The sequence below is a fragment of the Microbacterium ureisolvens genome, assembly GCF_015278315.1.
Classification (GTDB): domain Bacteria; phylum Actinomycetota; class Actinomycetes; order Actinomycetales; family Microbacteriaceae; genus Microbacterium; species Microbacterium ureisolvens.
In genome coordinates this window covers 93,905-113,775 of sequence record NZ_JADIJE010000006.1, presented here as the reverse complement: position 1 = coordinate 113,775, position 19,871 = coordinate 93,905, and the positions used below count along the sequence as shown (strand labels likewise).

At 70.8% G+C, this 19,871-nt stretch carries 18 protein-coding genes; 13 read left to right on the top strand and 5 right to left on the bottom strand.

Annotation, left to right across the window (positions count from 1 at the left end):
* Positions 1-77 precede the first annotated feature (77 nt).
* Complete coding sequence (locus tag IM767_RS11200) at positions 78-1,643, bottom strand: ABC transporter substrate-binding protein (RefSeq protein ID WP_109209898.1); 1,566 nt, start codon at positions 1,641-1,643, stop codon at positions 78-80.
* 207 nt (positions 1,644-1,850) lie between these two features.
* Between IM767_RS11200 and IM767_RS11195 the strand changes: the two genes are divergently transcribed.
* Positions 1,851-2,435: a GNAT family N-acetyltransferase gene (locus tag IM767_RS11195; RefSeq protein WP_109209897.1), complete on the top strand. Its 585-nt coding sequence runs from the start codon at positions 1,851-1,853 to the stop codon at positions 2,433-2,435.
* A gap of 13 nt (positions 2,436-2,448) precedes the next feature.
* Here the strand turns inward: IM767_RS11195 and IM767_RS11190 are convergent, their stop codons facing one another.
* The gene (locus IM767_RS11190) at positions 2,449-4,392 is read right to left on the bottom strand and encodes a BglG family transcription antiterminator (protein ID WP_239453254.1); all 1,944 of its coding nucleotides are present in this window, start codon (positions 4,390-4,392) and stop codon (positions 2,449-2,451) included.
* Between the two features lie 186 nt (positions 4,393-4,578).
* Between IM767_RS11190 and IM767_RS11185 the strand changes: the two genes are divergently transcribed.
* The 12 genes from IM767_RS11185 (at position 4,579) to IM767_RS11135 (ending at position 16,939) form a co-directional block, all read left to right on the top strand.
* The gene (locus tag IM767_RS11185; protein WP_109209895.1) at positions 4,579-4,977 is read left to right on the top strand and encodes a PTS sugar transporter subunit IIB; all 399 of its coding nucleotides are present in this window, start codon (positions 4,579-4,581) and stop codon (positions 4,975-4,977) included.
* A gap of 24 nt (positions 4,978-5,001) precedes the next feature.
* On the top strand, positions 5,002-5,280 hold the full coding sequence (locus IM767_RS11180) for an HPr family phosphocarrier protein (protein WP_109209894.1): 279 nt from the start codon (positions 5,002-5,004) through the stop codon (positions 5,278-5,280).
* A 3-nt stretch (positions 5,281-5,283) separates the two neighbouring features.
* Positions 5,284-6,951, top strand: coding sequence for a phosphoenolpyruvate--protein phosphotransferase (ptsP, locus tag IM767_RS11175; RefSeq protein WP_109209893.1), 1,668 nt, complete (start codon positions 5,284-5,286; stop codon positions 6,949-6,951).
* Positions 6,952-6,982: 31 nt separating this feature from the next.
* Complete coding sequence (locus IM767_RS11170) at positions 6,983-8,545, top strand: PTS mannitol transporter subunit IIBC (protein WP_239453253.1); 1,563 nt, start codon at positions 6,983-6,985, stop codon at positions 8,543-8,545.
* A 129-nt stretch (positions 8,546-8,674) separates the two neighbouring features.
* Positions 8,675-9,112, top strand: coding sequence for a PTS mannitol transporter subunit IIA (locus tag IM767_RS20785; protein ID WP_239453252.1), 438 nt, complete (start codon positions 8,675-8,677; stop codon positions 9,110-9,112).
* Positions 9,112-10,275, top strand: coding sequence for a mannitol-1-phosphate 5-dehydrogenase (locus IM767_RS11165; RefSeq protein ID WP_109209892.1), 1,164 nt, complete (start codon positions 9,112-9,114; stop codon positions 10,273-10,275). The genes IM767_RS20785 and IM767_RS11165 overlap by 1 nt, the downstream gene beginning before the upstream one ends.
* A 190-nt stretch (positions 10,276-10,465) precedes the next feature.
* Positions 10,466-11,200 carry an alpha/beta hydrolase gene (locus tag IM767_RS11160; protein ID WP_198425888.1) on the top strand — a complete coding sequence of 245 codons (735 nt, stop codon included), beginning with the start codon at positions 10,466-10,468 and terminating at the stop codon, positions 11,198-11,200.
* Between the two features lie 312 nt (positions 11,201-11,512).
* Positions 11,513-12,235, top strand: coding sequence for a TSUP family transporter (locus IM767_RS11155; RefSeq protein ID WP_109209890.1), 723 nt, complete (start codon positions 11,513-11,515; stop codon positions 12,233-12,235).
* A gap of 128 nt (positions 12,236-12,363) precedes the next feature.
* Positions 12,364-13,761 carry a flavin-containing monooxygenase gene (locus tag IM767_RS11150; protein WP_109209889.1) on the top strand — a complete coding sequence of 466 codons (1,398 nt, stop codon included), beginning with the start codon at positions 12,364-12,366 and terminating at the stop codon, positions 13,759-13,761.
* A complete protein-coding gene (locus IM767_RS11145; RefSeq protein WP_109209888.1) occupies positions 13,758-14,795 on the top strand; it encodes a bile acid:sodium symporter family protein in 1,038 nt (345 codons plus the stop codon). The genes IM767_RS11150 and IM767_RS11145 overlap by 4 nt, the downstream gene beginning before the upstream one ends.
* On the top strand, positions 14,792-15,748 hold the full coding sequence (locus IM767_RS11140) for an SDR family oxidoreductase (RefSeq protein ID WP_109209887.1): 957 nt from the start codon (positions 14,792-14,794) through the stop codon (positions 15,746-15,748). Before IM767_RS11145 ends, IM767_RS11140 begins: the two co-directional genes overlap by 4 nt.
* A 213-nt stretch (positions 15,749-15,961) precedes the next feature.
* On the top strand, positions 15,962-16,939 hold the full coding sequence (locus tag IM767_RS11135; protein WP_239453251.1) for a type IV toxin-antitoxin system AbiEi family antitoxin domain-containing protein: 978 nt from the start codon (positions 15,962-15,964) through the stop codon (positions 16,937-16,939).
* Here the strand turns inward: IM767_RS11135 and IM767_RS11130 are convergent.
* The 3 genes from IM767_RS11130 to IM767_RS11120 all read right to left on the bottom strand — a co-directional run bounded on the left by IM767_RS11130 (position 16,936) and on the right by IM767_RS11120 (position 19,865).
* Positions 16,936-18,051: an adenosine deaminase gene (locus IM767_RS11130; RefSeq protein ID WP_109209886.1), complete on the bottom strand. Its 1,116-nt coding sequence runs from the start codon at positions 18,049-18,051 to the stop codon at positions 16,936-16,938. The two genes, IM767_RS11135 and IM767_RS11130, sit on opposite strands and share 4 nt — an antisense overlap.
* A gap of 90 nt (positions 18,052-18,141) precedes the next feature.
* A complete protein-coding gene (locus IM767_RS11125) occupies positions 18,142-19,467 on the bottom strand; it encodes a thymidine phosphorylase (protein WP_109209885.1) in 1,326 nt (441 codons plus the stop codon).
* The gene (locus tag IM767_RS11120; protein ID WP_109209884.1) at positions 19,464-19,865 is read right to left on the bottom strand and encodes a cytidine deaminase; all 402 of its coding nucleotides are present in this window, start codon (positions 19,863-19,865) and stop codon (positions 19,464-19,466) included. Before IM767_RS11120 ends, IM767_RS11125 begins: the two co-directional genes overlap by 4 nt.
* Positions 19,866-19,871 lie beyond the last annotated feature (6 nt).

The window sequence follows — 19,871 nt, the reverse complement described above, 5'->3', positions numbered from 1 at the left end:
GGGATGCCGCGAGCCAGCGCCCCGGGCACACGACGACGTCACGGGCACCCGGCGCGGGTGCCCGTGACGCCGGTGACTCACTGCTCGGTGAGGAGCCCGAAGTTCTCGAACGTGTAGATCGGGACGAGGCGGGCGTCCTCGACGCCGCCGATCCGCGGGTTCACGGCGAGGATCTTGAGGTTGTCGGCGAGCGGGAAGACCACCGCGTCCTCGGCGATCTGCGCCTGCAGGTCGGCGTAGATGTCCTTGCGGGCGTCGGGGTCGAGCTCGACGGCACCCTGGTCGAACAGCGCGTCGGTGGCCGGGTTCGAGTACGAGAAGTAGTTCGCCGAGGCGCCGGTGCGGTACAGCAGGCTGTACGCGTCGGGGTCCTGGCCCATGATGTACCCGCCGAGGAAGGCGTCGTACTGGGAGTCGGTGCCCTTCTGGATCTCTTCGAAGACCGCCGCCGGCTCGATGCCCGCGAGCTCCACCGTGATGCCGGCGTCCTTCAGCTGCTGCTGGATGAGGGTCGCCTCGGTGGTCTGCGCGGGGTCCGCCCCGGCGTACGCGAGCGTGAACGAGAGGCCCTCGACGCCGGCCTCTTCGAGGAGGGCTGCCGAGGCATCCGCGTCCTGCTCGTACTTCTCGACGTCCTCGGTCGCGAACGCGTTGCTCGGCGGAAGGATCGTGTAGGCGTTCTCGTAGTAGTCCTCGCTGAGGAACGCGCCGGTGTTGATCTCCTCGCGGTCGAGCGCGAAGAAGATCGCCTGGCGCACCTTCGGGTCGGTGAGCTTCGCGGCGTTCAGACCCAGGTAGGCGACGCGACCCTCGGCATACGGGTACACGTTCAGGCCGGCGCCCTCGAGCTCGCTGATCTGGTCGGGCGTCGCGAACGAGGCATCCACCTCGCCCGTCTGCAGCGCCGTCTTGACGGTGTTGGCGTCAGCCACGATGCGCAGCGTGAGCTCGGGGATCTCGGGCGCCTCGCCGTAGTAGTTCTCGTTCGCCTCGAACGTCAGGTACTGGCCGCGCTCGTACTCGGTGAGCGTGTACGGGCCCGAGCCGACCGCGATCGGGTCGAGCTCGGTCACGGAGAAGTCGGTGACGTCGCCGTAGACGTGCTCGGGGATGATGTACGTCTCGGTCGCGATGTTGCTGAGGGCAGCGGCGCTGACGCTGGGCAGGCGGAAGACCACGGTGCGCTCGTCGGTCGCCTCGGCGGTGATGGGCTGGTCGCCGACGTACAGCAGGTCGGCGTTGCCGTTCTCGCGGACCGCCTTGTTCGTGTAGGTGAAGACGACGTCATCGGCCGTGAGCGGCTCGCCGTCGGACCACTTCAGGCCGTCCTTCAGCGTGACGGTCACGGAGAGTCCGTCGTCGGCGGGCTCGATCGACTCGGCCAGCTCGTTGACGACGGTGCCGTCGCCCTCGACCCGCGCGAGCGGCGAGTAGACGATGTTCGTGACGGTCAGGCCCCAGCGGTCGCTGACGTTGATCGGGTTGAGCGACGACGGGTCGCTCGCGATCGCGTAGGTGAGCTGGCCGGTGGCCTCGGCGCCCGACGTCTCGGGTGCGGCATCGCCCTGCGCGCAGGCGGCCAGACCGATGGTCGCCGCCAGTGCCAGTGCGATGGGGGCGATCACTCGCCTCTTCGTCTTCATTCGTTCGAGTCCTCTTCGCTGTGCATGCGCCGGAATGGACGCACCGTTCGAGCCTAGGTCGGGTCGGATGAGGGGGGCTCCGTGACGGCGAACAATTGCGAAGTATGACGACGCGCGGACGCGCACATGGCTTCTCCGGCTGGGCGCGTACTTCGCAGCCTGCCCAGACGGCGCGGGTCGCAGCATCCGTCGCTCTACGCTCGGATCATGCTCCTGACCTCGCCCGTCACCCTCGAGAACGCCTACGTCCGCCTCGAACCGCTCGCCCCCGACCACGAGACCGACCTGGCTGCCGCCGCCGTGGGGCTCGAGCACACCTGGTACACATCGGTTCCGCGCGCGGACGGCATCGCGGCCGACATCGCCCGGCGACTGGCGTGGCGCGACGAAGGACACATGAACCCGTGGGCGGTGCGCCGCCTCGACACCGGGAAGGTCATCGGCACGACCACCTTCTGCAACATCGACCAGGCCAACCGCCACGTCGAGATCGGCCACACCTGGATCGGGCTGGAGGCGCAACGCACGGCGGTGAACACCGCGTCGAAGCTGCTGCTGCTCGGCCACGCGTTCGAGCAGTGCGACGCGATCGCGGTCGAGTTCCGCACGCACTGGCACAACCGCCAGTCCCGCGCGGCGATCGCGCGCCTGGGCGCCAAGCAGGACGGCGTGCTGCGCAACCACCGCCTGGGCCCCGACGGCACCCTCCGCGACACCGTGGTCTTCTCGATCCTCCCCTCGGAGTGGCCGGCAGTGCGCCTCGACCTGACCGAGCGCCTCGCGCGCGGCTGACGGATGCCGCAGCTCAGCCGTCGATGACCGCGACGAGCTCGTCGAGGAAGGCGTTGAAGTCCGTGCCGCGGCGCACGATGCGCTGCACGCTGTCGCGCTCGCTGAACACCTCGACGAACTGCTCGAACACGGTCTGGAACGCTTCGCGGTCGGTCTCGGAGAAGGCGACGAGGGCCACGACCTGCACGCGCCCGTCGCCCCACGGGATCGACGGGTCGGCGATGCCGATGGCGATGGCGGTGCGGGATGCCGTCATCTCGAGCGCGTGCGGCACCGCCAAGGCGTCGGTGAACGCCGTGGACGACAGGCGCTCGCGCTCGATCGTGCGCTCGATGTAGTCGGCATCGATCACGCCCCGGTCGCGCAGGAGCGCGCCCAGCGTGCGGATCACGCCCTCCTCGCCGGCGGTGTCGTCCAGCCCGCGCGCGAACGCCGACGGCTCGAAGTACCGCTCGAGCTCGGCGCGCAGGCGCGCGAGCCGCCGGGTTCGCCGGATGCGTCCTGCCGCGCCCTGCACCCGCTCGACATCGGTGTCGGTGAGGAACGGCTGGATGCGCACGATCCGGTCGCCGGTCGCCGGCGGGTCGATCGTGGTGAGCACGAGGTCGGTGTCGATCGCCCCCCAGTCGGGATCGACGCGCGTCTCGACGCCGACGACCTCGATCGCCTGCCCGAGCGAGCGGTCGACGCTCGAGCGCAGCAGCTCGTGCAGGTCGTAGTAGCCGGGGCAGACGATGGTGGCGGTCAGCAGCTGGTCGGCGCGGCGGCTGCGCTCGAGGCGGCCGCCGACGTGCATGGCGATGTAGGCGATCTCATCGTCGGGCAGCGGGATGCCCAGCCGCTGCTGCAGGCGGCTCGCGATGAACACCGCGACCTCGAAGATCATCGGATAGGTCGACTTGAGCGACCGCGTCAGCGGGTTGCGCGACCACGCCTGCTCGCGGGCGCGGTGCAGCAGGTTCTGCACGTGCAGCGCCAGCCGCGCGATGAAGTCCTCGTGCACGATGTCGACGAGGAACTCGTCGGCGGCGGCCGTCACGACCTCGCGCACGACTTCGTGCACCGCCGGGTCGAGGCTGGAAGGAGCGGTGGCGGATGCCGCGCCCGCGGGCTCGTCGGGGGCGACGACGCGCGTCAGCACCAGGGTGGCGAGGTGCTGCAGATCGGCGCTGCCGAGCCGCACCTCGAGGTGGCGCTCCGTGAGCTCGGCGAGGATCTGCGCCACCTGAGTCTGGGTCGGGCGTTCGGCGACCGCTGCACCGTCGGCGCCCACGGCGTCGAGCGGACGGTCTCGGGCGGTGCGGTCCGCCGCGATCGCGATGTGCATCACCACGTCGGCGATGCCGAACTCGTTGACGAACCAGCCGAGCTCTCCCAGGCGCGCGACCAGCTCGGTCTTGAAGGGACCGAACGCGCGCGCACCCACCGAGCCTTCGCCGAGCGTGCGCCGGAGGGCGGCGAGGTCGAAGGAGCCGGCATCCATCTCGTCGTGCGCCAGCTTGCTGAGCAGCCGCCGCTGCGCACCCTCGGTGCCCCGCAGCCGAGCGCGCGACGCCGAGCGCTCCAGCGTGAGCTCCGTGCCGCCGAGAAGTCCGCGCACCCGGGCGAGGTCGGCGTCGAGCGTCGCCGGTGAGACGTGCAGCGCGTCGGCAGTCTCGAACACGTCGATGCCGTCGGAGGCGTCGAGAAGGGTCCGCACCAGCGTGTGCAGCCGGTCGCGGGGCGTGCCCACCTCGCTGCCGGCGCGCAGGGCGGCCGCGGCATCCGATCCCGCGCGGTATCCCTGTGGGCCGGATTCCACGGCGACGCCGGGAGCGACGCGCGCGTTCGCCGCGGTCACGTACGAGCGGATGCTGCGCGGCGTGACGCCGAGAGCGTCGGCGAGCGCGGCCGCCGTCACCCACTCTCCGTCGCGCAGGAGCAGTCCGAGCGCGCGATCTTGCCGGGCCCGGGTCACTCCCCCAGTCAACCACGCACACCGGCGGCGAAGGCCGTCCGGTCGCCCACCGCGTTTCATCTCGCTGGATCGACGACCGGGGACCGAACCGACGCCGACGCCGCGGCGTTTCCGCCCCCGCGGAAGAAGCAGTGGTTGTCCCCTCCCAGCGTTCTCACAAGAATGGCGGGAAGAGGAGGCGGATCGATGAGGATCCTGGTGGTCTGCGGAGCGGGTGCCTCGAGCACCTTCGTCGCACAACGCGTGCGACACGCTGCCCATGCAGAGGGACTCGACTATTCCGCCTTCGCCGGCACCGAGCAGTCGCTCCCGATCGATCTCGATGCCGCCGACGTCGTGCTGGTCGGTCCGCACCTCGGTCATGCGCTCGCGCGTATCGAACGGGACGCGGCCGCCCGCGGCACGACGGTGGTGCTGCTGCCGCCCGACATCTTCGGAGACCGGGACGGCACACGGACACTCGCGCTGGTCCGCGCCGCGACCGGGGGCCCCGGGGGGCCGCTCCCGGCCGCGGACACGGTCGCACCGCGCGACTCGGCCGGGCCGCACGTCTCCGCCGACCCCGACCAGACCGCCACGTCCTGAACGACGACCAGAAAGGGCCCTGCCATGCCACCCATCTCCCGCACCGTCCGGATCGGATCGTCGCACGGGCTGCACGCGCGCCCGGCGAAGCTGTTCGCGCAGGCGGCGAAGGATGCCGGCATCCCGGTCACCATCGCGAAGGACGCGGGCAGTCCCGTCAACGCGGCCAGCATCCTCGGCGTGATCGCGCTCGGCGTGGAGCAGGGCGACTACGTCACCCTCACCGCCGACGGCGACGGCGCCGAGTCCACGCTCGACAAGCTCGCCGAGCTCCTCACCACCGACCACGACGCGGAGGCCTGAACGATGACCGAACTGCGGGGTGTGGGAATCGGCCTGGGTGTCGCCCAGGGACCCGTCGCGCGCATGGCCGAGCCGGCGCCGGCGCCGTCGGACGCGCCGAGCACGCTGAGCATCGACGAGGAGAAGGCGCGAGTGACGGATGCCGTGGCCGCCGTCGCCCGTGAGCTCGAGGCCCGCGGCGCGCAGGCAGGCGGCGCTGCGCAGGAGGTGCTCGAGGCCCAGGCGATGATGGCCGAGGACCCCACGCTCGCCGACGAGGTCGGTGCGCGGCTGGAGAAGGGCAAGACCGGCGAGTTCGCGGTGTTCGACGCGTTCGCCTCGTTCCGCGACCAGCTGACCGCGCTCGGCGGCTACCTCGGCGAGCGCGCCGCCGACCTCGACGACGTCGCCCAGCGGGTCATCGCCCGGCTCCGCGGCGTCGCGGCTCCGGGTGTGCCCGATCCGGGGCATCCGTTCGTCCTCGTCGCGAAGGATCTCGCGCCCGCTGACACCGCCCTGCTCGATCTGGACAAGGTCCTCGCCCTCATCACCACCGAGGGAGGCCCGACCTCGCACACCGCGATCCTCGCGCGCGAGAAGTCGATCGTGGCGATCGTGGGCGCCGTGGACGCCACCGGCCTCCGTGAGGGCGAGACGGTGATCGTCGACGCGGCGGCCGGCGTGGTCACGACGGAGCCGACGCCCGCCGAGCTCGAGCGGGCCCAGAACCGCGCCGACGCGCGTGCGGCCGCGGCATCCGCCCCCATCACCGACGGAGCGCTCGCCGACGGCACTCCGCTGCCGCTCCTGGCGAACCTCGGCAACCCAGAGGGCGCGACAGACGCGGTGGCGCTCGGCGCCGAGGGCGTGGGCCTGTTCCGCACCGAGTTCCTGTTCCTGAGCTCCAACCAGGCGCCCACCGTCGAGCAGCAGCGCGAGGCGTACACGAAGCTCCTCTCCGCGTTCCCGGGCAAGAAGGTCGTCGTGCGCGTGCTCGACGCCGGCGCCGACAAGCCGCTGGCGTTCCTCAACGATGCGCACGAGGAGAACCCCGCGCTCGGTCTGCGGGGCATCCGCGCGCTTCGCGCGAGCGAGGACATCCTGCGCGAGCAGCTGACGGCGCTGGCCCAGGCCGACGCCGCGACAGACGCCGACCTCTGGGTCATGGCGCCGATGATCGCCACCGTCGAGGAGACGAACTACTTCACCGGCCTCGCGCGCGACTACGGGATCAAGACGGCCGGCGTCATGGTGGAGGTGCCCTCGTCGGCGCTGCTGGCCGACCGCATCCTGGTGGACGCCGACTTCGCCTCGATCGGCACCAACGACCTCACGCAGTACACCCTGGCGGCCGACCGCCTCCTGGGCTCGGTCGCGTCGTTCCAGGACCCGTGGCACCCCGCGGTGCTGCGCCTGATCCGCGAGGTCGGCGACGCCGGCCGCGCGAACGGCAAGCCGGTGGGCATCTGCGGTGAGGCGGCGGCGGATCCCCTGCTCGCCGTCGTGCTCGTGGGCCTCGGCGCCACGAGCCTGTCCATGGCACCCACGGCCCTCGCCGACGTGCGCGCCACCCTGCTCCAGCACACCATCGCCCAGGCACGCGACATCGCCTCGGCCGCCCTCGCCGCCGATGACGCGGCATCCGCCCGAAGCGCGGCTCAGGAAGCCGCCACCCGACAGGCCGCCGCCTGAGCGGCCACCATCCGAACAAGGAGACACAGCCATGACAACGGCGTCAGTTCCCGCCACCAGCGGCGGGTCGCGAGTACGGGTCGGAGTCCAGCGCTTCGGCACGTACCTGTCCGGCATGATCATGCCGAACATCCCCGCGCTCATCGCGTGGGGCATCTTCACCGCCTTCTTCATCGACGTCGGCTGGACCCCCAACGCCGACCTCGCCACGATCGTAGGCCCGTTCATCCACTACCTGCTGCCGATCCTCATCGCCTACACGGGCGGCAACATCGTGTACGGCGTCCGCGGCGGCGTCGTGGCGTCGATCGCGACGATGGGTGCCATCGCCGGGTCGGACCTGCTCGTGGCGCAGTTCAACGAGACGCTGGCCGAAGGCGAGGCCCAGCTCGGCCAGGTGCACATGTTCATCGGCGCGATGATCCTGGCCCCGCTGTCGGCGTACACCATGAAGTGGCTGGACAGCCTGTGGGACGGCAAGATCCGGGCGGGCTTCGAGATGCTCGTCAACATGTTCTCGGCCGGCATCTGGGGCTTCGTCATGGCCGTGGTCGGGTTCTACCCGATCGCCTGGCTCGTCAACGGCATCATGGGCGCGCTCGGCCGCGCGGTGGAATGGCTGGTCGAGTTCAACCTGCTGCCGCTCACGAGCATCCTCATCGAGCCGGCGAAGGTGTTCTTCCTCAACAACGCCATCAACCACGGCGTGCTGACGCCGCTCGGCATCGCGCAGGCCGCAGACGACGGCTCATCGATCCTGTTCCTCCTCGAAGCCAACCCCGGCCCCGGCGTCGGCCTGCTGCTCGCGTTCACCTTCTTCGGGATCGGCGCGGCGCGCGCGTCCGCGCCCGGTGCGGCCGTGATCCAGTTCTTCGGCGGCATCCACGAGGTGTACTTCCCGTACGCGCTGATGAAGCCGATCCTGATCCTCGCGCTCATCGCGGGCGGCATGACCGGCGTCACGACGAACATGCTGCTCGGCGGCGCGCTGCGCGCGCCCGCGGCACCAGGCAGCATCATCGCGGTGCTGGCGCAGACCGCGCAGGGCGCGTACCTGGCCGTCATCCTGTCGGTGATCCTGTCTGCCACGGTGACGTTCCTCATCGCGTGGCTGATCCTCCGGGCATCGCGCAGACGCGACCTCGAGGCGCTCGCAGCGACCGACGACGCGTTCGGCGCGGCCATCACCCAGACCGAGGCCGCCAAGGGCCGGTCGTCGTCGCACCTCTCGGGCCTGCGCGGCGGCGCGGCGACCGGGGCCGACGGCGGCATCGAGCCGTCGACCATGACCGAGCGCGAGATCAAGAACATCGTGTTCGCGTGCGACGCGGGCATGGGTTCGTCGGCGATGGGCGCCAGCGTGCTGCGCAACAAGATCAAGAAGGCGGGCATCGAGGACGTCACGGTCGTCAACAAGGCGATCGCCGCCCTCGACCCCTCCGCCGACCTGGTGATCACGCAGAACCAGCTGACCGAACGCGCCCGTCAGCGCACGCCCGATGCGGTGCACGTGTCCGTCGACAACTTCATGAACTCGCCGCGCTACGACGAGGTCGTCGACCTCGTCCGGGCACAGCACGACGAGAAGGCATGACGCCCCGCCGATGGGGCCGGGCGGATGTACCCGGCCCCATCGGCGTCGGCGCCCGCGCCGTTGTGCCGCGAGCACCGCGGGCTGCGGCATCCGCTCCCCACAACCGACGATCCACGAGAAAGGCATGACATGGCACGCGAGGTACTGAGCATCGGGCAGGTCCGGATCCACTCCGGGAGCGCCACGCGCGACGACGCGATGAGGGAGGCGGCAGACATCCTGCAGTCCGCGGGCGCCGTCACCGGCAGGTACTACGACGCGATGCTGCAGCGGGAGCAGACGGTGTCGACGTACATGGGCAACGAGCTGGCGATCCCGCACGGCACGAACGAGACGAAGAACGAGATCCTCGACTCCGCGCTGTCGGTCGTGCGCTACGACGGCGGCGTCGACTGGGACGGCAACCCGGTGACCTTCGTCGTCGGCATCGCCGGCAAGGGCGACGAGCACCTCGAGATCCTGTCGCAGATCGCGATCCTGTTCTCGGATGAAGACGAGGTCGCCCGCCTCAAGCAGGCGCAGACACCGGAGGAGCTCTTCAGCCTGGTGTCGGCGGCGGGCGTGTGATGAAGGCCGTCCACTTCGGCGCCGGCAACATCGGGCGCGGGTTCGTCGGCCTGCTCCTGCACCAGGGCGGCTACCAGCTGGTGTTCTCGGATGTCGCGGCCCCGCTTGTCGACGCGATCAACCGCGTCGACCGCTACACGGTGCACGAGGTGGGCGAGGGCGGGCACGACACGGTGGTGAGCGGCTTCAAAGCCATCAACAGCGCGGAGCATCCCGACCAGGTGATCGACGAGATCGCCGGCGCGAACGTCGTCACGACGGCCGTGGGGCCGACGATCCTGAAGTTCGTCGCGCCGCACATCGTGGCCGGGCTCGCCCTGCGAGACCCGTCGAGCCCGCCGCTGCAGATCATGGCGTGCGAGAACGCCATCAACGCCACCGACCTGCTGCGCGACGAGATCAAGGCCCTCGCCGGCGAGGCGTGGGATGCGCTGGCGTCGCGGGCGGTGTTCGCCAACACCGCCGTGGACCGCATCGTGCCCGCCCAGCCCGAAGGCGCAGGGGTGGACGTGACCGTCGAGCCCTTCTTCGAGTGGGCGATCGAACGGCCGCCGTTCGGCGACGATCCGCCCAACATCCCGGGCGCCCACTTCGTGGACGACCTCGATCCCTACATCGAGCGCAAGCTCTTCACCGTCAACACCGGACACGCCACGGCGGCGTACTTCGGCGCGCAGGCGGGCATCGAGGCCATCGCCGACGCCCTGGCTGATGCGGGCGTGGCCGCTCGCGTGGAGGCGGCGCTCGAGGAGACGTCGGCTCTGCTGGAGGCCAAGCACGGCCTCGACGCGGAGTCGCTCGCCGCGTACCGGGCGACGATCCTCGGCCGATTCCGCAACGCCGCGCTTCCCGACACCGTGTGGCGCGTGGGCCGCCAGCCGCTGCGCAAGCTCTCGCGGCACGAGCGGTTCGTGGGTCCGGCCGCGGAGGCCGCGGAGCGGGGCCTCGGCGTCGACGCGCTGGTGGCGGCGATGGGCGCCGCACTGGAGTTCGACGACAGCGAGGACGCCCAGTCCGTGGACCTGCAGCGGTGGCTGCGCGAGCAGGATGCCGCCTCGTTCACGGCGTCGGTCACGGGCCTGGAGCCGGGGCATCCGCTCTTCCCGAAGGTCCAGGCGGTCGTGGCCGCGCGCCAGGCGGACCTGGGCCTCCCAGGAGACTGATCGGGCACGCGGTTACGCTCGTGAGGTGACCTCGCCTGACGCCGTCCCCGAGCAGACCTCCAGCCCCGCCTCGGATCCCGGCAGCGACGCCGCTCCCGCTCAGCCCTCCACCTCCAGCCCCGCCGCGTCGGACGCCGGCAGCGACGCCGCGCCTGCGGATCCGGCCACCCCGAAGCGCCGCAGCACGGGGCTGCGCGTCCTGTGGTGGATCCTCGGCTCGATCGGCGCGCTGATCCTGATCGGCATCGTGGGCATCCTCATCTGGAGCCAGGTCGGCGTGATGGCCGCCGAGCCCGAGCCGCTGGCCAAGGTCACCTCGAACGCCGCCATCGAGATCACCGACACGGATGCGGGCATCGTGCTCTCCCCCACCGGCGACCAGGCCGACGTCGGGCTGGTCTTCGTGCCCGGCGCGAAGGTCGACCCGTGGGCGTACGCCTACAAGATGTCCGGGCTCGTCGAGGAGGACGGCGTCACGGTCGTGATCACCAAGCCCTGGCTGAATCTCGCGTTCTTCGACCTGCGTCCGCTGTCGAGCTTCACCGGCCTCGCCCCCGGAATCGACACCTGGCTCGTCGGCGGCCACTCGCTCGGCGGCGTGCGCTCATGCCAGCTCGCGTCCGACGCCGACGGGCTGGCGCTGTTCGGCTCCTATTGCTCCAACGACCTGTCCGGATCCGGCCTGCCGGTGATCAGCGTCGCCGGCAGCGAGGACGGCCTGTCGACCCCCGAGAAGATCGCCGACGCCCGCCACCTGCTTCCCGACGACGCCGAGATGCACGAGATCGAAGGCGCGAGCCACTCCTCGTTCGGCGACTACGGGCTGCAGGCCGGCGACAACACCCCGACGATCTCGGACGAGGACATGCTGGCCGAGCTCACCGAGCTGGTGGGGGCGTTCGCGCTCGGGGTGCCCGCCTCCTGAGTCGAGCTCCCGCCTGCCTCCCTCGCTGGCTGGGCACCAGCCTGGGTGGCCGCCTGCCTGCCAGCCTGTCTCGCAATCAGGTGATGAGGCGAATTCAGGAAGTTCGCGCCCGATTCCTCCTACGTTCGCCGCATCACCTGATGTGGTGACCGATGCCGCGGCCCGGTCGTTGAGCGAGCGAAGCGGGACGAAACGCCCGCACCCGCCGCAGACCGTATGACGGACGCCGCGGCCCGCCGCATCGCCTGACCCGGCGCCCAACGCCGCGATCCGAGACGGACGCCGCGATCCCGCCGCCTAGACTGGAACCCCGTGACCGTCATCCTCGCGGCGATCGCGGCCTTCATCGCCGCGGTGATCCAGCGCATCACCGGCCTCGGCTTCGTACTGGTGCTCGTCGGCCCCATCGTCCTGCTGTACGGACCCGTCGAGGGCGTGACCCTCGGGGTGCTGCTCGCGCTCGTCGCCTCACTCACCGCCATCCCGCTCGTGTGGCGCCAGATCGACTGGGCCCGCTCGTGGTGGCTCATCTGGCCGGGTCTGCTCGCGGCGCCGTTCGGTGCGCTGCTGGTGCGGCTTCTGCCGGACGCGGCCCTGCTGCTCCTCATCGCGGCGATGGCCTATTTCGCGCTCATCGCCGGGCGCATCCCGACCCTGTCGGCGGCGCTCACCGGACGAACCGGCGCCGTCGTCGCGGGATCGACGGCCGGCTTCATGCACGTCGCGAGCGGCCTGTCCGGCCCTCCACTGGCCGCCTACGCGGTCGGCGACCGGTGGCCCCAGCGCAGGTTCGCCGCCAGCGCGCAGCTGATCTTCCTGGTCTTCGGCGTGGTGTCGGTGGCGCTTCGGGGATTCCCCGTGTCGCCGATCGAGGACGTCGGCACCCTGGCGGTCGCGACGATCGCCGGCATCGCGATCGGCACCATCCTCTCCCGCAACGTCTCGCCGCGGATCGCCAGAGGCGCCATGCTGGTGCTGGCGTGGGCCGGCGCGACGGTGGTGCTCGTGCGCGGCATCCTGGCACTCTTCTCGTAGGCGGATCGCCACGGATGCTCGACGCCGACCGGTATCCGGCGGCGATTTCGGTTAATGCCGAGTAACGCTTAGTGTTCTGTCGGCGGAATCGGCACGACGGCGTGCCGGGCGAACGAACGTGAGGATCAATGAGCGACCACCGCTATGCCATCATCGGCGCCGGTCCGTCAGGGCTGGCGGCCGCGCGGGCGCTGCAGAAGGCGGGCGTCGACTTCGACGGCTACGAGGCGTCGCGGGGCGTCGGAGGACTCTGGGACATCGAGAACCCGCGCTCGACCATGTACGAGTCTGCGCACCTCATCTCGTCGCGCACCACCACCGAGTTCGCCGAGTTCCCGATGCGGACGACGGCGGACTACCCCAGCCACCGCGAGCTCATCTCGTACTTCCGCGACTTCGCCGGCCACTTCGGGCTCACCGAGCACTTCCGGTTCGACACGAAGGTCACCGCGCTCGCGCGGACCGACGACGGGGGATGGATGCTGCGCGCCGAGGTCTCGGCCGGCACCGAGGTGATCGAGCGCCGGTACGACGGCGTGATCCTCGCCAACGGCACGCTTGCGGAGCCGAACGTGCCGGCATTCCGCGGCGAGTTCACCGGCGAGCTGCTCCACACGAGCGCCTACAAGAGCGCGGCGCAGCTCGCCGGCAAGCGCGTGCTCATCATCGGCGCGGGCAACTCGGGCTGCGACATCGCGGTCGACGCGGTCCACCACGCGGCATCCGTCGACATGAGCGTGCGCCGCGGCTACTACTTCGTTCCCCGCTACCTCTTCGGCCGCCCGTCCGACACGCTCAACCAGGGGCGGCCGCTTCCCGCACGCCTGAAGCAGTTCGTCGACGCGCGCGTGCTGCGCGCGTTCACCGGCGATCCGGTGCGGTTCGGCTTTCCGAAGCCCGACTACCGGATCTACGAGTCGCACCCGATCGTCAACCACCTCATCCTCAATCACCTGGGCCAGGGCGACCTGCGGATCATGCCGGACATCGACCGCTTCGACGGCGGCACGGTGCACTTCCGCGACGGCTCGTCCGACGAGTACGACATGGTCCTCCTCGCGACGGGCTACAAGCTCGACTATCCCTTCGTCGATCGTGCCGAGCTCGCGTGGTCGGGAATGGCGCCGCGCCTGTACCTGAACGCCTTCCCCCCGTCGTTCAACGGGCTGTACGTGATGGGCATGATCGAGGCATCCGGAATCGGCTGGCAGGGTCGCTACGAGCAGGCTGAGCTCATCGCCGCCTACCTCGCCGCGATCGAACGCCACCCCGAGCGGGCCGCCGCGTTCCGGCAGCGCGTGGCCGACGAGCGCTGGCCCGACCTCACCGGCGGCTACAACTATCTGGGCCTGGAGCGCATGTCGTACTACGTCAACAAGGACGCCTACCGCACTGCGGTGAGGGCCGCCGCCGAGACTCTGAAGACGGATGCCGCGGCCCACGGCCTGCAGCGTCGCGACGGCCGTGCCGGCCGTGCGTCGCGGACGGCGCCCCGCCCGACCGCGGCCCAGAAGGTGGACGCATGAACCCGGATGACGTGCTCCTGAATTTCAACCCGGGCACGCTCGTGATCCTCAACGTCGTGCTGGGGCTCATCATGTTCGGGATCGCCCTGGATACGACGCTCGCGGACTTCAAGGTCGTCGCGCGCAAGCCCAAGCCGTTCGTCATCGCGATCCTCGCGCAGCTCGTGGTGCTGCCGGCGGTGACCTTCGGCCTGACCCTCATCCTGCCGGTCACGCCGTCGATGGCGCTGGGCATGATCCTCGTGGCCTGCTGCCCGCCCGGCAACATCTCGCAGGTGCTCACGCACCGCTCGGGCGGCAACGTCGCCTTGTCGGTATCGATGACGGCGGTGTCCAACCTCATCTACATCTTCGTGCTGCCGCTGTCGGTCGCGTTCTGGGGCTCGCTGCACCCGAGCGCCCGCGAGCTGCTGGTCGCCGTCGAGCTGAACCCGTGGGCGATGCTCGGCGACATCCTCCTGATCATCGGACTCCCCTTCGTGCTCGGCCTGTTCATCCGGCATCGCTTCCCGCGCTTCGCGACACGCGTGCAGCCGTGGGTGAAGTGGTTCTCGCTGCTGGCATTGGTCGGGTTCATCGTGGCCGCGCTGGCCGGCAACTGGTCGTACTTCGTGGCGTTCCTCGGGATCATCGTGCTGGTGGTGACGATCCACGACGCCGTCGCGCTCGCCATCGGGTACTCCACCGCGGTCGTCGGCGGCCTCGGCACCCGTGAGCGCAAGGCGATGACGTTCGAGGTCGGCATCCGCAACGCCGGCCTCGGACTGGGGCTCGTCTTCGCGTTCTTCGGCGGCCTCGGCGGCATGGCGATCGTCGCCGGCTGGTGGGGCATCTGGGACATCATCGCCGGCCTCATCGTCGCCGCCCTGTGGGCCCGCCACACCAAGCGCCGCACCGGTTCGGTGAAGGGCGACGCGTCCCGCCACGCGGTGCGTGGAGTCGGCGGCACTGGAGACGCCGGCGGTGCGGGCGGTCCCGCCGGGGCGGGGTCGCAGGCATCCGGCTCTTCCGGTCCTGCGGAGCCGGCGGCATGAGCCGCCGTGTGCTCGTCACGGGCGGCTCCGGCTTCCTCGGCTCGCACGTCGCAGCGGCCCTCGCCGCCCGCCCCGATGTCGATGTCGTCGTGGCCGGCGATGTGCGGCGGCCGCAGCATCCCGTTCCCGGTGTCGTCTACGACGACTGCGACGTGACCCGTGCCGACGGACTGGCGCCTCTGCTGAGGCGGCACGGCATCGACGTCGTCGTGCACCTGGCTGCCATCGTGAACCCCGGGCGCGACCACGGCCTCGAGTACCGTGTCGACGTCGATGGGTCGCGGCACGTGCTCGAAGCCTGCGTCGAGGCAGGCGTGAAGCGCATCGTGGTGTCGTCGTCGGGCGCCGCCTACGGGTACCACGCCGACAACCCGGAGTGGCTGCGCGAGAGCGACCCGGTGCGCGGCAACGACGAGTTCGCGTACTCCAGGCACAAGCGGCTGGTCGAGGAGCTGCTTGCCGGATACCGCGAGTCGCACCCCGAGCTCCAGCAGGTCGTGTTCCGCATCGGCACGATCCTCGGCCCCACCGTGCAGAACCAGATCACCGCGCTGTGGGACGGCCCCGCGCTGCTGCGCGTGCGCGGCTCGGCGTCGCCGTTCGTCTTCGTCTGGGTCGACGACGTCGCCGGTGCGATGGCGCGCGCCGCCACCGACGGCCCGCCCGGCATCTACAACGTCGCCGGTGACGGCCGCGTGACCGTGCCCGAGATCGCCCGCCGCCTCGGCAAACCCGTCGTGACGGTGCCGGCCGGCGTGCTGGGATTCGGCCTGCGCGTCGGGCGGATGCTGCGCCTCACCGTCCACGGCCCCGAGCAGGTCGGCTTCCTCCGCTACCGCCCCGTCCTCGCCAACGAAGCCCTGAAGCGCGACTTCGGCTACACCCCGGCCAAGACCTCATCCGAGGCCTTCGAGTCCTATCTCCAGACGCACCCCGGCGTCGCCCGCCGCTGACCGCCCGGCGCGGCGCGGCCCCGGGTCCCGGCATCCGCTGCAGAACTCCTTCGATCACTGATCACGCCCTCCCACGCGACCGCATCCGGCGGCCCGCCCGTCCGATTCGAAGGAGTTCTGCGGGCTTCCTCCCCAGCTCGAGGGCGAGGGACCAGATCCACAGATCACGCCTGGGAACGGCGGGCGGCGACGTCCAGCCCGTGGAATGGATGGGTGCTCGCGCCCACGCCTCTTCATCTCGCCTCGACGGTGCTCTCGGCGACGTTCGTCAGCCCGACCGAATTGGCGAGGCGAGGCCTCAGCCGGGAGGCGACCCGCAGCCTTGTGCGGACCGGGCGGCTGCTGCGACTGCGAAACGGCCGCTACGCGTTGCCCGGCATCCACCCCGCCCTGCTTCAGGCAGGTCGGCTCGGCGGCCGGCTCGACTGCGTCTCGCTGCTGCACACCCTCGGCGTGTTCGTCCACACGCACGACCGACTGCACGTGCAGATCGATATGGGGGCGAGCCGGCTGCCGCCGCGCAGCCACGCCGTCGTCGCGCATTGGCGGGCCACCTCCCGCGAGCGAGGGACGCTTGCCGCCGACCTCATCGAGGCCCTCGCACAGGCGTGCCGTTGTCAGAGTCTGCGCAATGCCATCGCCACCCTCGACAGCGCCTGGCATCTCGGTCTTGTCGACGAAGCGGGCATCGCCGCCGTCTTCGAGCTGCTCCCCCGCCGGTATCGGCGATTGCGGCGACTGCTCGACCCCCGCTCCGAATCCGGCCCCGAGACGATCATGCGCCTCATGCTGCGAGGGCTCGGGTGCCACATCGAAGTTCAGGTGAAGATCGCCGGCGTCGGCCGCGTCGACTTCGTCGTCGACGGCTGGCTCATCGTCGAATGCGACAGCCGCGCCCACCACGAGGGGTGGGCGTCGCAGAAGCACGACCGTCGCCGCGACCTGGCTGCGGCGGCGCTGGGCTACACCACCATCAGGCCGATCGCGGAGGACATCCTCTACCGACGGGAAGAGGTGCTCACCGCGCTTCGGTCCACGTTGTCACGGCCCGCTCCGCGCGGGGCCGTGCAGAACTCCTTCGATCCGCTCGCGTGGGACCTGGTCAGCCGAGATTCACCCGGCGTCGGCCCAGATCGAAGGAGTTCTGCAGACGACCGACCGGCGGCAGACTGGCGGCAGAGCGGGGGCTAGGCGTCGAAGCCGTCGGCGATGAGGTCGATGAGCTCTTCGCGCTCCTCCACGGGGAGGAAGGCGCCGGCGGCGGCGTTGAGCTGGAACGCCTCGAGGTCGTCGAGGCCGTACTCGAACGTCTCGGCGAGCAGCGCGAGCTCGCGCGTGAGCGACGTGCGGCTCATGGTGCGGTTGTCGACGTTCACCGTGACCGCGAAGCCCAGCTGGTACAGCAGGTCGAAGGGGTGGTCCTCGATCGTGGTGCCCCAGCGCTCGATCGCGCCCGTCTGCAGGTTCGACGACGGCGACAGCTCCAGCGGGATCTCGCGGTCGCGCACCCAGCGCGCCAGGTCGCCGAACTGCACGAGCACCTCTTCGCCCGCCCGCGAGACGACCTCGAGGTCTTCGGCCAGGCGCACGCCGTGGCCCAGGCGCAGCGCGCGGCCGTCGATGAGCGCCGAGCGGATGGAGTCGAGGCCGGCTGCCTCTCCCGCGTGAACCGTGACGGGGAAGAACTCCGAGGCGAGGTAGTCGAAGGCCTCGCGGTGGTTCGACGCCGGGAACCCGTCCTCGGCACCGGCGATGTCGAAGCCGACGGCACCGCGTCCGCGCCAGTCGACGGCGAGTCGCGCGATCTCGAGCGACCGGTCGGCGTGGCGCATCGCGGTGATCAGCTGGCCGACGCGGATGTCGTGGCCGCGACGCTCGGCCGCGTCCTCGCCCTCCTCGATGCCCTCCTGCACGGCGGCGACGACCTCGTCCAGTGACAGGCCGCGGGTCAGGTGCTGCTCGGGCGCCCAGCGCACCTCGCCGTAGATGACGCCGTCGGCGGCCAGGTCTTCGACGAACTCGCGGGCGACGCGCGTGAGGCCCTCGCGGGTCTGCATCACGGCGGTCGTGAGGTCGAAGGTCTTCAGGTACTCCACGAGCGACCCCGAGTCGCTCTTCTCGGCGAACCAGTCGGCGAGGTCGTCGGCGTCGGTCTCCGGCACCTCCAGCCCGATCGCATCGGCGAGCTCGATGATGGTCGCCGGACGCACGCCTCCGTCGAGGTGATCGTGCAGCGACACCTTGGGCAGTCCGCGAACCGACAGGCCGTCCAGGATGGCGTCGCCGTGCTGATCGATGGGCATGAGTTCTCCTCGGTGGGGATCGCGGATGGGATGACGGATGGATGCCGCGGCCCGCCGCCGCGCAGGAGCCCCGTGCGGGACTGCCCCAGCCTAGGCGGTGATGCGTTCCAGGACGAGAGGAGCGGCGGCCGGGGCATCCGCCCCGATCGTCCACGCTCCCTCGAGCGCCTCGAGCGCACGGTCGAACCGGGTGGCATCCTCGCCGAGAAGGGTGAACAGCGGCTGACCCACGGTCACCTGGTCGCCCGGCTTCACGTGCAGATCGATGCCGGCGGCATGCAGCACGGGGTCCTGGGCGCGGGCACGGCCGGCGCCCAGGCGCCAGGCGGCGATGCCGAAGGGCAGGGCCTCCATGCCGGTGACGTAGCCGGCTTCTGTCGCGGTGACCGTGTGGGTCTCGTTCGGAGCCGGGAGCGCGGCATCCGGATCTCCGTCCTGCGCGCGGATCATGGCGCGCCAGGCGTCCATCGCGCGGCCGTCCTCGAGGGCTCTCTCGACGTCGGCGTCGGGTTGTCCCGCGAGCGCGAGCATCTCGCGGGCGAGCGCGATGGTCAGCTCCACGACGTCGGCGGGCCCGCCGCCCGCGAGCACCTCGACGGACTCGCGCACCTCGTTCGCATTGCCGATGGCGAGGCCGAGCGGCGTGTTCATGTCGGTGAGGAGCGCGGTGGTCGCGACACCCGAGTCGGTGCCGAGCTCCACCATGGTGCGCGCCAGCTCTCGCGCGCGGTCGACGTCGCGCATGAAAGCGCCCGAGCCGAACTTCACGTCGAGCACGAGCGAGTCGGTGCCCTCCGCGATCTTCTTCGACATGATGCTCGACGCGATGAGAGGAATGGCCTCGACAGTGCCCGTGACATCACGCAGCGCGTAGAGCTTCTTGTCGGCGGGGGCGAGCCCGGAGCCGGCCGCGCAGATGACCGGACCGATGTCGCGCAGCTGCACGAACATCTCGTCGTTCGACAGCGCCGCGCGCCAGCCGGGGATCGACTCGAGCTTGTCGAGCGTGCCGCCGGTGTGGCCGAGGCCCCGGCCCGACAGCTGCGGCACGGCGACGCCGAACGAGGCCACGAGCGGCGCGAGCGGCAGGGTGATCTTGTCGCCCACGCCGCCGGTCGAGTGCTTGTCGACGGTGGGCTTGCCGAGCCCTTCGAAGCTCATCCGCTCCCCCGACGCGATCATCGCGTCGGTCATGACGCGGATCTCGTCGCGCGTCATTCCGTTGAGGAGCACGGCCATCGCGAACGCGGCCATCTGCGAGTCGGCGACGTAGCCGCGGGTGTAGGCGTCGACCATCCAGCGCAGCGCGGGCTCGGGCACCGCTGCGCCGTCGCGCTTGGCGCGGATGACATCGACGGCGTCGAACGGCTCGACGCCGTGGTCGCCGGCGGCGTCCTGAGGCTGTCCGAGGGTCATCGGCCGGCCTCCTCGAGGTCGCGCGGCCCGAAGGCGTCCGGCAGTACCTCGTCGATCGTGCGGATGCCCGACACGGTCTCCAGCAGCATGCCGGGGATCGCGAACTCGTAGAGCAGCTGGCGGCAGCGACCGCACGGCATGATCGTGTCGCCGTGCCCGTTCACGCACACGAAGGCGACGAGACCGCCGCCACCCGACATCGCCAGTTCGCTGACGAGCCCGCACTCGGCGCAGAGAGTGACGCCGTAGGACGCGTTCTCGACGTTGCATCCGGTCACGATGCGTCCGTCGGTCACGAGCGCGGCGGCTCCGACCTTGTAGCGCGAGTACGGCGCGTAGGCACGCTGCATCGCTTCGGTCGCGGCGGCGCGCAGCTCGTCCCAGTCGATATCGGTCACCAGAGG

Bases quoted from the DNA above. Each gene is read 5' to 3' on its own strand.
- IM767_RS11130 (WP_109209886.1), bottom strand. From the start codon at position 18,051: ATGCCCATCGATCAGCACGGCGACGCCATCCTGGACGGCCTGTCGGTT.
- IM767_RS11150 (WP_109209889.1), top strand. From the start codon at position 12,364: ATGAGCGACCACCGCTATGCCATCATCGGCGCCGGTCCGTCAGGGCTG.
- IM767_RS11165 (WP_109209892.1), top strand. From the start codon at position 9,112: ATGAAGGCCGTCCACTTCGGCGCCGGCAACATCGGGCGCGGGTTCGTC.
- IM767_RS11200 (WP_109209898.1), bottom strand. From the start codon at position 1,643: ATGAAGACGAAGAGGCGAGTGATCGCCCCCATCGCACTGGCACTGGCG.
- IM767_RS11195 (WP_109209897.1), top strand. From the start codon at position 1,851: ATGCTCCTGACCTCGCCCGTCACCCTCGAGAACGCCTACGTCCGCCTC.
- IM767_RS11125 (WP_109209885.1), bottom strand. From the start codon at position 19,467: ATGACCCTCGGACAGCCTCAGGACGCCGCCGGCGACCACGGCGTCGAG.
- IM767_RS11140 (WP_109209887.1), top strand. From the start codon at position 14,792: ATGAGCCGCCGTGTGCTCGTCACGGGCGGCTCCGGCTTCCTCGGCTCG.
- IM767_RS11145 (WP_109209888.1), top strand. From the start codon at position 13,758: ATGAACCCGGATGACGTGCTCCTGAATTTCAACCCGGGCACGCTCGTG.
- IM767_RS20785 (WP_239453252.1), top strand. From the start codon at position 8,675: ATGGCACGCGAGGTACTGAGCATCGGGCAGGTCCGGATCCACTCCGGG.
- IM767_RS11170 (WP_239453253.1), top strand. From the start codon at position 6,983: ATGACAACGGCGTCAGTTCCCGCCACCAGCGGCGGGTCGCGAGTACGG.
- ptsP (WP_109209893.1), top strand. From the start codon at position 5,284: ATGACCGAACTGCGGGGTGTGGGAATCGGCCTGGGTGTCGCCCAGGGA.
- IM767_RS11180 (WP_109209894.1), top strand. From the start codon at position 5,002: ATGCCACCCATCTCCCGCACCGTCCGGATCGGATCGTCGCACGGGCTG.
- IM767_RS11185 (WP_109209895.1), top strand. From the start codon at position 4,579: ATGAGGATCCTGGTGGTCTGCGGAGCGGGTGCCTCGAGCACCTTCGTC.